At 68.3% G+C, this 13,876-nt stretch carries 11 protein-coding genes; 3 read left to right on the top strand and 8 right to left on the bottom strand.

What is annotated here, in order from left to right:
* Nucleotides 1-420 precede the first annotated feature (420 nt).
* Complete coding sequence (locus BOX37_RS15060; RefSeq protein WP_240505353.1) at nucleotides 421-2,142, top strand: AMP-binding protein; 1,722 nt, start codon at nucleotides 421-423, stop codon at nucleotides 2,140-2,142.
* Between the two features lie 65 nt (nucleotides 2,143-2,207).
* Nucleotides 2,208-3,434: a PucR family transcriptional regulator gene (locus tag BOX37_RS15055; RefSeq protein WP_240505352.1), complete on the top strand. Its 1,227-nt coding sequence runs from the start codon at nucleotides 2,208-2,210 to the stop codon at nucleotides 3,432-3,434.
* Nucleotides 3,435-3,438: 4 nt separating this feature from the next.
* On the opposite strand, the gene BOX37_RS15050 is transcribed toward BOX37_RS15055, so the two are convergent.
* Genes BOX37_RS15050 through BOX37_RS15015 form a run of 8 tightly spaced genes read right to left on the bottom strand, consistent with a single transcriptional unit; the run spans nucleotide 3,439 to nucleotide 12,086 of the window.
* Nucleotides 3,439-3,888, bottom strand: coding sequence for a type II toxin-antitoxin system Rv0910 family toxin (locus tag BOX37_RS15050; RefSeq protein WP_071928200.1), 450 nt, complete (start codon nucleotides 3,886-3,888; stop codon nucleotides 3,439-3,441).
* A 29-nt stretch (nucleotides 3,889-3,917) separates the two neighbouring features.
* Nucleotides 3,918-5,153: an aminotransferase class I/II-fold pyridoxal phosphate-dependent enzyme gene (locus BOX37_RS15045; RefSeq protein ID WP_071928199.1), complete on the bottom strand. Its 1,236-nt coding sequence runs from the start codon at nucleotides 5,151-5,153 to the stop codon at nucleotides 3,918-3,920.
* Nucleotides 5,154-5,210: 57 nt separating this feature from the next.
* Complete coding sequence (locus BOX37_RS34020; protein WP_167659947.1) at nucleotides 5,211-8,018, bottom strand: MMPL family transporter; 2,808 nt, start codon at nucleotides 8,016-8,018, stop codon at nucleotides 5,211-5,213.
* Nucleotides 8,019-8,029: 11 nt separating this feature from the next.
* Nucleotides 8,030-9,202 (bottom strand): nitroreductase family protein, encoded by a 1,173-nt coding sequence (locus BOX37_RS34660; RefSeq protein WP_071928198.1) that lies wholly within the window; start codon nucleotides 9,200-9,202, stop codon nucleotides 8,030-8,032.
* Nucleotides 9,195-9,935 (bottom strand): class II aldolase/adducin family protein, encoded by a 741-nt coding sequence (locus BOX37_RS15030; protein ID WP_071928197.1) that lies wholly within the window; start codon nucleotides 9,933-9,935, stop codon nucleotides 9,195-9,197. The genes BOX37_RS34660 and BOX37_RS15030 overlap by 8 nt, the downstream gene beginning before the upstream one ends.
* Nucleotides 9,932-10,627 carry a dihydrodipicolinate reductase C-terminal domain-containing protein gene (locus tag BOX37_RS15025; RefSeq protein WP_071928196.1) on the bottom strand — a complete coding sequence of 232 codons (696 nt, stop codon included), beginning with the start codon at nucleotides 10,625-10,627 and terminating at the stop codon, nucleotides 9,932-9,934. The genes BOX37_RS15030 and BOX37_RS15025 overlap by 4 nt, the downstream gene beginning before the upstream one ends.
* Nucleotides 10,624-10,887: an acyl carrier protein gene (locus BOX37_RS15020; RefSeq protein ID WP_071928195.1), complete on the bottom strand. Its 264-nt coding sequence runs from the start codon at nucleotides 10,885-10,887 to the stop codon at nucleotides 10,624-10,626. The genes BOX37_RS15025 and BOX37_RS15020 overlap by 4 nt, the downstream gene beginning before the upstream one ends.
* A 20-nt stretch (nucleotides 10,888-10,907) precedes the next feature.
* Nucleotides 10,908-12,086 (bottom strand): acyl-CoA dehydrogenase family protein, encoded by a 1,179-nt coding sequence (locus tag BOX37_RS15015; RefSeq protein WP_071928194.1) that lies wholly within the window; start codon nucleotides 12,084-12,086, stop codon nucleotides 10,908-10,910.
* A 311-nt stretch (nucleotides 12,087-12,397) separates the two neighbouring features.
* Between BOX37_RS15015 and BOX37_RS15010 the strand changes: the two genes are divergently transcribed.
* Nucleotides 12,398-13,876: a class I adenylate-forming enzyme family protein gene (locus BOX37_RS15010; protein WP_167659946.1), complete on the top strand. Its 1,479-nt coding sequence runs from the start codon at nucleotides 12,398-12,400 to the stop codon at nucleotides 13,874-13,876.

The following is a 13,876-nucleotide window of genomic DNA, read 5'->3' as shown; positions in this document are numbered from 1 at the left end:
TCCAACTATGTTACTGATGATTCTCACTTCTGACACGCGGATTCATCGATACGGAACGAATATAAGTTGGCGATCGTTCTCCACTGAACGAGCGGCCACGCCGGCGACCGGGCACCCGTCGCCTCCATGAGATTCCCACCCTGACCCGGCACCTGCGGATACCGGCGAGGCCAGTAGCCGAAAGGGCTGCTCCGCACAGACTCGCGCGTCACCACGAGGACCCGGCGGCCCGCCGCGCACAGCCGCTCGAGAATCTCCTGCCGGCACGGACTCCAGTCCAGGCCCAGCTGGGCGCGGAATCACGAACCTGCACCCAGTAAGTTACTGTGCATTTTCTCCTAGGTAGCAGAACCTGGCGATGCTCGGACCTACAACCTGCGACTTCTTGCCAATAAGTTACTACTCATTCTCTGACTTGCTATGCTCCGCAATGACGAGTCGGCACCCGGCTCCGACCGCTCAGCCCTGATGACCACCCAGCTCTCGGAGGTATCCGTGCCGTCCGCCCCCTCCGCGCCGACCGCCGTCGTGCGTGCCGTCGCCGATGCGCTCTCCGCAGCCCTCGTCCTGTACCGACGCGGCGCGGTCGAGCTCCGGCACCCGCTCGAGCTGGTTCGCACGGCGCGTGACGCCACCACCCTCGGCCCGGTGGTGACGACGTTGGCGCACGCGACCCGCGCCGCGGGCTCGACCACCGCACTCATCGACGACCGCGGACCGATCACCTTCGAACAGCTCGATCAGGCGTCCAACCGGCTGGCCAACGGCCTTGCCGCGCGGGGCGTCACCACCGGCACCGTGCTCGGCGCGATGTGCCGCGACCACCGCGGCTTGGTCCTGTCGCTGGTCGCCGCGGGCAAACTCGGCGCGCGCATCGTGCTGCTCAACACCGGCACGGCCGGTCCACAGCTGACCGCGGTCCTGGAACGCGAACAGATCGGCGTACTCCTGGTCGATGCGGAGTTCGCCGACCTGTTCGACGAACTCCCACCGGAGATCTCGATCATCCTCACCCGTGCCGGGGAAACCAACCAGCGCGGCCTACCGACGATCCACGGCATCTCCGCGTCGCGCTCGGCGCTTCCCCTGCTCGCCCCGGAAGACCCCGGCGGCATCGTCGTACTCACCAGCGGCACCACCGGCACACCGAAAGGTGCTCCGCGCGGCAAGGTCTCACCGCTGCAGTCGGCTCAATTCCTGGACCGGATCCCGTTGCCGAAGGCGAGCACGATCGTGCTCGCGGCGCCGCTGTTCCACGGCACCGGCCTGTCCCAGCTGATCCTGGGCTGGGCGCTGGGCAACACGATGGTGGTGCTGCCGGACCGGTTCGATCCTCGCCGCACGCTGGCCGCCGTGGCCCGGCATCGCGCGAGCGCGCTGGTCCTGGTACCGACCATGCTCCAGCGAATCGTCGACCTGGACCCGGCGGTGCTGGCCGAGTACGACACCACCGCGCTCACGGTCATCTTCTCGGCGGGGTCGGCGCTCTCGCCGGACCTGAGCCGACGCACCGCACAGCACTTCGGCGACGTGCTCTACAACCTCTACGCCTCCACCGAGGTGGCCGTCGCGGCGGTCGCGACACCCCAGGACTTGCGCGAGGCGCCGGGTACCGTCGGCCGACCGCCGGTGGGCTGCCGGGTCGCGGTCTACGACGAGAACCGCCGCCGCATCACCACCCCGGGCGTGGTCGGGACCCTGTTCGTCGCCAGCGGGCTCAGCTTCACCGGCTACACCGACGGGACCGGCAAGGAGATCGTCGACGGCATGCATTCCACGGGCGATCTCGGGCATTTCGACGACGAGGGCCGATGGTTCATCGACGGCCGCGACGACGACATGGTCATCTCCGGCGGCGAGAACATCTATCCACTCGAGGTCGAGTACCTGCTCGTCGACCGTCCCGACGTTCTGGAGGCGGCGGTCGTCGGTGTACCCGACCGCGATTTCGGACAACGCCTGCGCGCGTATGTGGTTCGCGCCCCTGATTCCTCGTGCACCGAGCAGGAGATCAAGGACTACGTCAGGGAAACACTGGCCCGGCACAAGGTTCCCCGCGACGTGCGTTTCGTCAGCGAACTACCACGCAACGCCACCGGAAAAGTGCTGCGCCACCGTCTCGAAGCCGTCGATACGCCGTGACAGCCCTGGATCCACCGGGTGCGGCTGTCCGCGGGCTCGGCTCACCGGCGACCCCACGCGGTGCGATGAATGCGACCAAGGAGAAGCCGACGATGGCGATCGACATGGACTACTCACCGACTCGGCGTCCGCAGGCCGATGTCGGAGACTTGACCGGGCAGGTGGTCAGCCACTTCCTCGACCATGTGGCCGCGCGCCGCACTCAGTTGGGCGACGCGATCTCGGGTGAGATCACGACGGCGACAAGGATGTGCGCGGAGATCGGCCGCGGCATCGTCGACGGCTGCGATGTCTCCGACAAACTGGACTGGCTCTCCACCGCCGCGGCGGGCTGGGCCCGTGAGGGCCTGCCGATCGACACCATTGTCCGCGCCTTCCACGAAGCGCTGCGGCTGAGCCTGGACGCGGTCTACGCCGCCGGTACCACCTACGACCGCGACACCTTGACCAACGGACTCCGCGCCGCGCTCGCGGTATCGAACCTCATGTCCACCACCATGATCAGCGCGTACCTGGACGAATACCGCCTGGTGGTCGGCGAGCACCACACGGCGATACGCACCGTGACCTCGGCCCTCCTCGCCGGGCGCGCCACGACGACCATGGCCCGCGAGTCCGGCGTCCATGTGGCCGAGAACTACCGGGTGATCGGCATAGCGATCCCCCGGAGCACCCATGATCGCCCTCCCGACGACGAGGCACTGAGCGCACGGCGCAGGCTACACAGAATCCGCGCGGCGCTCGCACACCATGGCGACCCCGCACTGGCGATGCTGTCGGTCGACGGCGGGACCGTCCTGATCCCCGGTGAGGACCCCGACGACGCCGAACTCGATGCCCTGATCGAGTCGCTCTCGACCGCCGCCCGGGTCGATGTCGTCGCGGCCGTGATACCCGCCAGGACCGGCGCGATCCCGGACGCCGTACAGCGCGCACACGAACTTCTCGACATCGTCGTCCGGCTCGGCTATACCGCGCGGCTCTACCGATTCGAAGATCTCGCGCTGGAATACCAGCTCACCCGGCCCGGCCCCGGCTTGGCCGAGCTCGGTGAACTGCTCGCGCCGCTGGATGCCCATCCCGAGTTGTCGGAGACATTGCGCGTACACATCGCCAATGACCTGAACCGCCAGCGCACCGCCCGACACCTCCATCTGCACACCAATACGGTCGTCTACCGGCTACGCCGTATCGCGAACCTGACCGGACTCGACGCGACGCACACCACTGGCCTCTGGCGACTGAAGTCGGCCGTCGTCGCCCGGGCGTTTCACCCTTCGCGAACGGCCTGAGCGATCACCTCGGCGGACCGGCATCCGCGACGTGGGCAGCGAGCAGGTCCAGCGTCGCGCCCAGTTGGTCGCGTCCTTGCTTCTCCAGTGCTCGGGCGAGCAGACCGGTGATGAGCGGTCCGGAGAAGTCACCGCCGGCCGCGAGCTCGGTACCCCCGCCGGAATCGCGCATGAGGTAGGTGAATTCGCATCGGACACCCGCCTTGCCGCGACCGAGCAGGGCGATGCGACTCGACCGCTCGGCCGCGGTCACGGTCCATTCGATCTCATTGGTCATCCCGAGCAGCGCCACCTTCGATGTCAGCACCGAGTCCTCGGCCAGCCGCTGGGGCGGCACACCGACGAAGCAGCGGTGGATACTGAACCAATGCTCCCAGGTCGCGGGGTCGATGATGGTGTCGAAGACGGCGTGCGGCGTGCTGGACAGGTGTTTGGTGAGGGCGATGGTTCCCATCGGGCGGATCCTTGTCGGTGGTTCGAGGTTCAGGAAGCGGACGGTTCCATGGCGTGGCAATACGTTTCGGCGATCGTGTCGGCGGCGAACTCGAGGTCCGGGACCGAGTGGGTGGCCTGTACACACAGGCGCAGCATGGGGCTGCCGAGCCGGACACCGGGAAATACGCTGATCCCGGCGAAGATCCCGCGCTCGAACAGCTGATTCCACTGCTCCACCAAGGCGGGCTCGTCCGCGACCGGGACCGGCACGATGGGGCCGATGACATCGTCCCCCCAGGGCGTGACAGTCGTCCCCTGGACCGGAATGCCTCTCGCCAGCAAGGCATCTCGCAGTTTCCGGGAATTGCCCAGCAGGCTGTGCGCCAGCTCGGCGCCCTCCGCGGAACGGATCACCCGCACCGCCGCCAACGCGGCCGCGATCGACGCCGGGGTACCCGCGGTACTGAACTGATACCCCCGGTTGTGGGTGCGCAGGTAGTCGATCAGGTCGCGCGACCCGGCGAGGTAGCCACCGATGGAACCGATTCCCTTGGACAGGGTCCCCATGCGGATGTCGACAGCGCCACTCGCGCCGTAGAGTTCCACCGCGCCGGTGCGCTCGGCGCCGAATATTCCCACGCCGTGTGCCTCGTCGACCATCAGCAAGGCATCGAATTCCGTACACAGTGCGGCGATCTGGTCGATCGGTGCGATGTCACCGTCCATCGAATAGACGCTGTCCACGATCACGAACACCGGCGACCGAGCCGCGGACAGGATCGAGCGCAACTCGACCACGTCGTTGTGGGCGAACCGGCTGACCTGCGCGCCCGACATCCTCGCGCCGTCGTGCAGTGACGCGTGCGCCGCCCAGTCGAGCACCACCGCGTCACCGCGCCCGGCCACAGCGCTCACCACGCCGACGTTCGCCTGGTAACCCGTGGTCACCACCATGGCGGCCTCGGTGCCGTGCCAGTCGGCCAGTTCGGCCTCGAGTTCGGTGTGCACCTCGCAGCTACCGTTGGCCACCCGGCTCCCGGTGCTCGCCGCACCGAATCGATCGAGGGCCCGATGAGACGCCGCGATCACCTCGGGGTGGGTGGCCAGACCCAGGTAGTTGTTGGATCCCAGCATCAGCCGGGGGCGGCCCGCCACCCGGACATGGGAAGTGGTGGCGGACTGCATCACCCGGAAGATCGGCGACCTGCCGAGGTCCTCCAGCTCGCGCACCAGCAATCGCATTCCCGCGTAATCGATCCGCTCGCGGAACTTCGCCAGACTCATCGTGGTCTCCCCGTATCTGTTGTCGGTGTCCTTGGTGTCGCCGCGCTGTCGGCTGGCCTACTCACGCAATGCCATCCGTTCGAGGGTGGTCCGCGACCATGCCGGAGCCCACCAATTCCCGGTGCCGAGCAACCGCATGAACGCGGGTACCAGCAGCATCCGGACCAATGTGGCGTCGACGACGACAGCCAAGGTCAGCCCCAAGCCGAACATGCGCATCAGCGACAGATCGCTGGTGATGACGGCCGAGAAGACCACGGTCATCAGCACCGCGGCCGCGGTGATCACCCGTCCGGAGCGCGCGAGTCCGACCGCGACAGCGGTGTCGTTGTCAGCCCTGGTTCGCGCGGAGTTGTCCCATTCCTCCTTGAACCGCGTGAGCAAGAAGATCTCGTAGTCCATCGACAACCCGAACGCGGTGCAGAACACCAACGCCGGAACGGTCGCCGCGATATAGCCGGGGGCGACGGTGCCGAGGCCACCCAGGTGTCCGTCCTGGAAGATCCACACCATCGCGCCGAAAGTCGCCGACAGCGACAGCGTATTGAGCACCAGGGCTTTCAGCGGCAGGAGCACACTGCCGGTGAGCAGGAGCAGCAGCACGAACGTGACCACCGCGATCCAGGCCAGGGCCAGGGGGAAGGCCTGGCTGATGCCGCTGGCGGTGTCGCGGGTCTGCTGGGCCAGTCCACCGAACGCGGTGTCCCCCGGCGCCGGGACGGCGTGCAGGGCATCGAGTTGGTCACGTGCTTGGGTGGAATACGGATCGGAGGTGGTCGACAGGGTCAGGTACGCGGATCGCTGGCCTGCCATGGCCGTGTCACCGTCGGCCACGCGCAGACCACCGGCGTAGGCACCCGTTGGTCCGACCACGCCCGATACCCCGGCTACCCGGGAGATCTCGGCCGAATAGTCGGCCAGCGCGACCGCGTCGTCGGCCCGGTCCCCGGTCACCACGATCTGGACGACACCGGTCGGGTTGTCGGAGAAGCGTTCCCGCAGGTCGTCGCCGACCTGATGGGCCGCGGCCGTCGCCGGCAGCACCCGATCGTCGGGCAATCCGAGCCGCAAGCCGAGCACCGGTGCCCCGAGCGCCAGCAGCAACGCCACGATCGGCACGGCGACCAGCAGTGGCCGTCGCTGTATCGCGCGGGCGGTCCGGTACAACCGGGTCTGCTCGACGGGGGTGGCCTCGCGCAGCGGTTTGCGGTTGATCCGCTCGCCCAGCACGGTGAGCAGAGCGGGAACCATGATGAGTGCCAACAGAACCGTCAAGGTGACGACAGCCACGCCCGCGTAGGCGATGGAGCGCAGAAACGGCATCGGGAAGAACACCATGCCGACGATGCCGATGGCCACGGTCGCGCCGGCGAACACCACGGCGCGCCCGCCCCGGCGCATGGCCATCGCGATGGCATCCGGTGGCGCGCTGCCCCGGGCCACCTCCTCGCGGTACCGGCTGATCAGCAACAGTGAATAGTCGATGGCGAGGGCGAGACCGATCGCGGTCGTGAGATTGAGCGCGAACACCGACAATTCGACGACGAACGTCAAGGCATACAGGATCGCGGTGGTGCCCACGATGGCGACCATCCCGACGATGATCGGGATCGCCGCCGCGATGGCACTGCGCAGAAACCACACCAGCAGCAGGAAGCACAACGGCAGGGCGACCGCCTCGGCCAGCAGCAGGTCGCGCGCGGCCTGGGTGTTGGCGTCGTGGAAGAGAATCGACTGGCCGCCCGCACGCACCTCGACACCGCCGTCGCTCCCGGTGTGGCGCTCGGCCACCTCGTGCGCGGTCCCCGGAGCCGAGTCGTCACCACCGCGAACGGTGGCCACGATCAGTCCGATCCGGCCGTCGTCACTGACCAGTGTGGCGCGGGCCAGCGGCTCGGTCCACGGCGACAGCACCGCCTGAATCCGTGGATCGGCGCGCAGTTCGGTGACGATCCGGTTCGCCCGCTCGTCTGCGGCTGCCCCCAGCGCGCCCGAGTCCGACTCGACCGCCAGCACCAACTGCATTCCCGACAGACCGAAGTCACGCTCGAGAATTGCTGTGGCGCGCGCGGATTCGGCCTCGGAACCGATGAATCCGCCGGCGGACAACCGCTCGGCCACTGGTGCGCCGAGGACTCCGAGGACAACGAAGGCGATGCCGATGACGGCCAGCACAGCTTTGGGGGCGCGGCCGGCGATGCCCGCCAAACGATCGATCATCGATGTTCCGTTCTCGGAAGGCCTCGCAGGGGCAGGGTGGTTCGGTGGATCCCATCGGGCGGGGGTCAGCTGGCGGTCGTCTCCGATGTCGATCGGTTCCGACATCCGCCAACCCAGAATTCGCATGATTTCCCGTGACTCGGGCGATTTGGCCTCGCCGTAGGCCGGAAGTCCCGCGTGCTCGGCGATTCGCATCAACCGCTTCAGCAGAGCGGCTCCGCCACCGAGCGTGGTCGACCCGGCATAGAAGCCGTACACATGGGGGTAGTCCGGTTGGTGTGCCTGGGCGGCCAGCGCCATCCGAGCTGCCCGGAACGTGCGACCCGGGCCGAGCAGGACCATGGCGGGAATCCGCAGAATGGCAGTCCACCACGGGAATCCCGGTCGGGACCGCGAGTAGGCGATGACGACGGCGGTGATGTGGCGGTCGATGTCGCGGGCTGCGAGCAGGTGGCCCCCGAGCGCCCTCGCGATGGTGATCTCGCAGCGAAAGATCCAGTACAGCGCCAGGTCGGCACGGCGGCGGCGGCGGGGTCTCAGCGCACGCCACACCGGGTCGTCGGCGAAGGATGCCGCGAGAACGCGGCTCGCCTGCCGATGCTCGGCGCGCGACACCTCGGCGGCGGACGGAATCGTCGTGGTCATCGTGTCGCCCCTCAGCCGTGGCTGCCCGGGTGCAGCGCGTCGAACTTCTCCCCGTCGGCGGAGCCGCCCACGGCGATGAGATAGAGAGCCTGTTGACCGGCGGGGAGCACCCGGTTCCACGCGCTCGGGTCGATGCCACCGATTCCGGTGACCGCGGCACCCGATTCGGTCGCCGCGAGATAGAGCGCTTGCCCGACGACCCCTGCGGCGATCAGCAGGCCCTGACGCCGGTGATCGATGGTGTCGTCGCCGCGGGTCGGCACACCGATCACGACGTAGGCATCCGCGCCGATCAGATGGTCCTGTCCGCCCAGTGCCGCCAGCAGATCGGTCGGCGGCCGCGTCACCGCCGCGGCACCGTGCCCGGTGACCTGCACCACGGGCCGCGGCAGGTTCAATTGCTCGAGCGCGCTGTCCGCGCATCGCACCCCCGAGGCGATGACTCGCCGCAGCGGTTCGGTGTCGTAGCCCGGGGTGAACGACCCCGCCGACCGGCGCGCGGTGACGGCTCGTTCCGGCTGTCCGGGCAGGTTCCCGACGCGATCGAAGACCACCGGGGCCGGGGCAGGCGGGCTGATCCGCGTGGCCCACTTCTCGAAGGCGGTGCGTCCGGACTGCACGTGCGCGTCCGCGGTGGTCACCAGCCGCCATCTGCTCGACGAGCGAGGTGCACCGGCGGTGATCCTGCCCGCCGCCAGGACGTCACCGATCACGGTGTCGTGTGAACCGGGCAGCAGACCCGTACCCGGACCGGGCGGTGGTTCGGTGACGCTCAGCAGCGCCAGGTCGAAAATCGCATGACCACCGTCGATCAGGTGATACAGATATCCGCGCGGACCGTACTTGCGCATCGACAGCCACGGGCGTCCCACGAGCAGGCAGGCATAGCTGTCGGCGTCGACATCGAAGCAGTCACCTGCGCGAGCCACCACCTGCCGACGAACCAGGTCCACCAGGACCACCGACGTCGAAGCCGGTGAGACGAGCAGTATTTCGTACGGATAGGTGGCACCCGCGGAGGGAACACGGCGCAGCGACGAGGCACCGCCGCGGCCGATCATCTCCTCGATCCGGGTCACGACCCCGGCTACCCGGCCCCCGAGCGGCTCCATCCGCGCGATCTGTGGCGCGACGGGGTCGATGAGATCCTTCCAGGCCATCGGCGCGGTGGCGATGCTATGCATGTCGAACCCAGCTTTCGATGTCGGGGTGCGAACGCCGGACCCGGCGGCGGGTGTGCTCCCAGTAGGACCGCACCGAGAGGTCGGCGAAGATGTAGTCGCGTTTGGCCGCCACATCCACCGCGGTGGAGACCGCGTAGTCGCGGCCGGTGGCGAGCACGTCCAGTTGCAGGCGGCACGCGCGTTCCAGCATGAGCGCGAAGACCACGGCATGGCGCACGCTGCGGCCGACGACGACACTGCCGTGGTTCACCAGAAACACCGCGATCCCATCGCTGAGGCATCGCGCGATGGCATCGCCGGTCTCACGCGTCAGTACCGTGTTGCTCGTGTCGCGGAATCGACGCACCGCACCCGCGAGCAGCGCGCCCTCGTGACTGAGCGATTCCACCTCCGCGTCGAGGGCGCCGAAGGCCAGTCCGGCGGGTGCGTGGCTGTGCACGATGCCACCGATCTCCGGTCGGGCCGCGTAGATCGACTGATGCAGGGGAAGCTCCGGCGGCGCTTGCGCGTCCACGTCGGCGCCGGGGGCGATGTCGGCCTCGACGAATCGCGACGGTGTGGCCTCGTCGAAGCCGACCAGGGCACCCTTGATCATGAACCGTGTGCTGCCGGGGCGTCGGCAGGAGATCTGGCCCTGGTTGAAATCGTCGTGACCGTGCGCCGACAGTGCGCGTGCCCCGATGGCGGCCTGAATGACGAGCGGCGAGTGGCCCGATGGTCGTTCCGATGTCATCGGTCCCCCTCGCGTCGGCAGGTCAGCTGGGTGTAGAGCTCATCGGTGCTGAACACCCCGGGTGCCGAGCCCGCCAGCTGTGCGGCCAGGCGCACGGCCGCGGCCGCGACCAGGTCGAGGTCCCGGACCGAATGCGCGATCTCGTAGGTCTCACCGCGCGCGGTCAACACGACCCGGTGGTCGCAGACGCGGGGACCGAAGCGCTCGGAGGCCACGGTGGCCGAGAGTGGCAGCGCCGATGCCAGCAGCCGGGCCGTCGCAGACGGGGCGTCGGCCTTGGCGGCGGGGTGCCGGTCGATCACGGTGACTTCGACGGGCAGCTGCAACATGCCGGCCAGTCGTGCCGACAGCTGCGCCGACCGGGTCTGAATCCATTGCAGTGGACTGAGATTCGTGACCAGGCCGACCGGCACGTCCCGGCCGAGCACCCGCAGTCGCCGCAGGCCCTCCGGCGTCGGGTTCGACACGCAGTACAGCAGCGCGGCGCCGGACCGTGCGCAGAAGTCGATCGTCGAGGGCAGCGCGGCGGGTCGGCTCGCGTCGACGACCACGGCCGGCGTGGCGGATTCGGTGTTCCACCCTGCCGAGCCGGCGGTGGCGACCACGGCGACAGCGTTGTCGTCGCATGCGCGGTGGATCGCCGAGCCGAGCCGCCCGGTGGCACCGATGATCGCTACTCCCCCGCTGATCACGGCAGCCCTTGGGCGCGCAGGTATTCCACGATCAGCGCTACCGTGCGCATCGATCCGATGTCGTGTTCCAGGTCGATCTCGATGCCGTAGCGGATCTCCAACGCGTCGACCAGCCGCAGGAACGACAGCGATGTCATCCCGGCATCGGCGAAGCTCGTTCCGGCGGTCTCCGTGCTCGACACGTCGATGATGCCGTCGGTGGCCTGAGCCACCAGATCGGCCACCGCGTGGGTGAGGGTGTCGTCGGCTGGGTGGGGCACTGGTTGTCCTCCCGTGCTGATCATTCGAATGGCGTGGTGGGCAGGTCGGGAGCCGCGTCGCTCCTGGTCGGCCGTGCGGAGCCGCCGAGCCGCGCCACGATGGTTCTGCGTTGAATCTGGTTGGTGCCCTGCAGGATCTGCAGCAGCGACGCCTGACGCATCCACGTCTCGACCGGTTCATCGGGAAGGTAGGCGCTGGCGCCCAGGATCTGGACGGCGTCGGCGGTGACCCGCTGGGCGGTATCGGTGGCGAACAGCTTCGCCTGCGCGCACGCCAGAACAGCACCGTCGGGGTCGTGGTCGAACACCTCGCAGGCGTGGCGCAGCAGCTGGCGACCGGCCTGCAGGCCGGTCGCCATATCGGCGAGGGCGAATCCGATGCCCTGATGTTCGATGATCGGACGCCCGAATCGCACCCGCGTTCTCGCGAATTCCAGCGCCCGCTCGAATGCCGCGTTCCCCAGTCCGAGTGCGCAGGCCGCAAGACCGAGCCGCCCCTGGGTGAGCAGGATGGTGGCGACTCTGACACCACGATTCGGGCGGCCGAGAACCCGGTGGGCCGGCACGAGTACGTCGTCGAAAGCTATGTCGGACACCGGAATCGACAACCCGCGCAGTTGTTCGGCGGCGGGCGAAATGGTGACCCCCGGACTGTCGGCGGGCACCAGGAAGGCGGTGATCCCACCGAGACCGGCGGCACTGGTGCGCGCGTAGACGATCAGTTCGCCTGCCTGCGAGGCGTAGGCCGCCCAATCCTTGTAGCCGCTCAGCCGAAAGCAGGGGCCGTCACGGGTGGCCGCGAGCTCGATGGCCGACAGATCGGACCCGGCCGCGGGTTCGCTGAGGCAGTTGGCGATCGGCACGGCACCCGAGCGCAAGCCCTCGCCCAGTTCCGCCCACAGCGCCGCAGTGGCGTGGCGTCGGATGGTGCGCACCGAAAAGGCCTGCACCTGAACGGCTTCGGCCAGCTCTACGGAGTGGAGCGCGATCGTCTCCAGCGCCGTGCAGAACAGGCGCGTCGGATCGTCGACGGCCGAGGGCTCGATGACGAGGTCGATCAGACCGGTGCCGAGCAGCTCACTCACCGCGCGGTGTCGGCGGTGGGCATCCGGCTCAGCGTCCGAGCCGGTGTATCGCAGGGTTGTCGCCCGCACCTGCCCTGCCAGCGAGCGGGCTGCGTGCTGCGCAGCGTCAAGCATGTCTTCCTCCCCCACGATGCGATGACCCACAGAACTTCTCACACCAACAGCCGGAGCGCAAGCATTAAGTTACCGTTCATTCTCAGCATGGAAACCCCCTGAGTACACGAACCAGCCTGCTTACGCGCTATTGAATGGCGCCTTAGCTGCTCCTTCGGCAAGATAAGTTACCGTTCGTTCTGTGTATAGTTGACTCCGGCGGGCGCCCGAACGATGATGGGCCCAGGATCGTTGGCAGAGATCCCATCACCTGCTCGGAGGGGCCACATGACGTACGAAAACCAGGTTCTCGACCACGCGGGACGCCGGCCGTGCGCAACCGAGCTCGACGTGGCGCGCTAGCTGTGCGCCTCTACGAAGCCCTGGCCACGGCGCTGCGTGCGCGCCCGGACGGGCGGATCACCACGACCCGGGCGGCACGCACATACCGTGATGTCCTCATCGACAGCACCGCGAAGGCCGTCCTGCTGGATCGGATCGCGCCCCGCGGCGCGCGGGTGCTGCTGGCGATGCCCAATCATCTCGGCTATGTCTCGAGCCTGCTCGCGGTGTTGTCGCGCGGCGATGTGCCCGTGCTCGCCGATCCGAGCCTGACCACCGCCGAGATCGACACCCTCATCACCGGTTGCGGAATCGACGCCGTCATCGCCGCCGACGACACCGGAGGAGTTCAGATCGACAACCGATCCTGGGCGCGTGTCACCGGCGCCGAGGGTCCGCGTCCCGTCCTCGCACCCGACACCGAACTGTGCCGGTTGACCTCCGGATCGACGCGCTCGCCCGCCTGTATCGAATTCCGCGCCGAGGCCGTGCTCGCCGCGGCGACGACCTGGGCCGAGGCGAGTGAACTGACCCCGGACGACCGCAGCCTCTGCTTCGCGGGCCTGTACAACGGACTGGCGTTCAACACGACCCTGATCCCGAATCTGCTCACCGGAGCGCAGGTGATCCTGGCGACGGGACTGCCGTCAGCGGGCAGCATTTTGCGCCAGATCACCAGCACCGAGCCGACGATCCTGGTCGCCTTCCCCGAGGCGTACAACCGGGTGACCGAGTACCCGGCCGAGAGTATTTCCGCGCCGACGCGCGCAGCCCTGGCGGCGATTCGGCTCCGCCTGTCCTCGGCCGCGCCGCTGTCGGCGCGGACCGCCGCGCGCATGGTGGCGCTGTCGGGTCCGGTGTCGGACTACTACGGAATCGCCGAGACCGGACCGATCACCTTCCACCGGACACCCACGGCAGGCGGCAGCCATGGCCGCCTGTTGCCCGGTGTCTCGGTGACGAGCCGCCCTCGGGCCGACGGAATACCGGTACTGCAGGTACGCACCCGGTCGATGGGAACGAAATACCTGAACTATCCGGGGGAATTCGAACGCTCGGTGGCCTCGGACGGCAGCTATGTCACCTCCGACACCGGCACCGTGATCGAGGGCCAGGTGACCTTGAGCGGGCGGGCGCACCCGACCCTCGAGATCGGTGGGCGCAAGTTCAGCGTGGACTCCGTCCGCGACCCAATTCTGTCCTTCGACGGCGTGGCGGACTGTCATGTCGTCCAGATCACCACGCCCAGCGGCCGACCGTGTGTCGCCGCGGCGGTCGAAACCACCGGCGTCGTCGACATGACCCGGCTACGCACGCACCTGCGCGCCGCGATCGCGGCCCACAAGGTGCCCGAGGTACTCCTCGGCGTCGACGCACTGCCACGCGGCGCCACCGGGAAGGTGAAATCGGCGGCGGTGCGCGAACTCCTGCTGCGAACCTTCCGGCAATCACGCGACGGCGGTCAGTGA

This window comes from Nocardia mangyaensis, from assembly GCF_001886715.1.
In the GTDB taxonomy this organism is placed as follows: Bacteria; Actinomycetota; Actinomycetes; order Mycobacteriales; family Mycobacteriaceae; genus Nocardia; species Nocardia mangyaensis.
The sequence above is the reverse complement of the archived record's forward strand: the minus strand, read 5'-3'. Positions and strand labels throughout refer to the sequence as shown.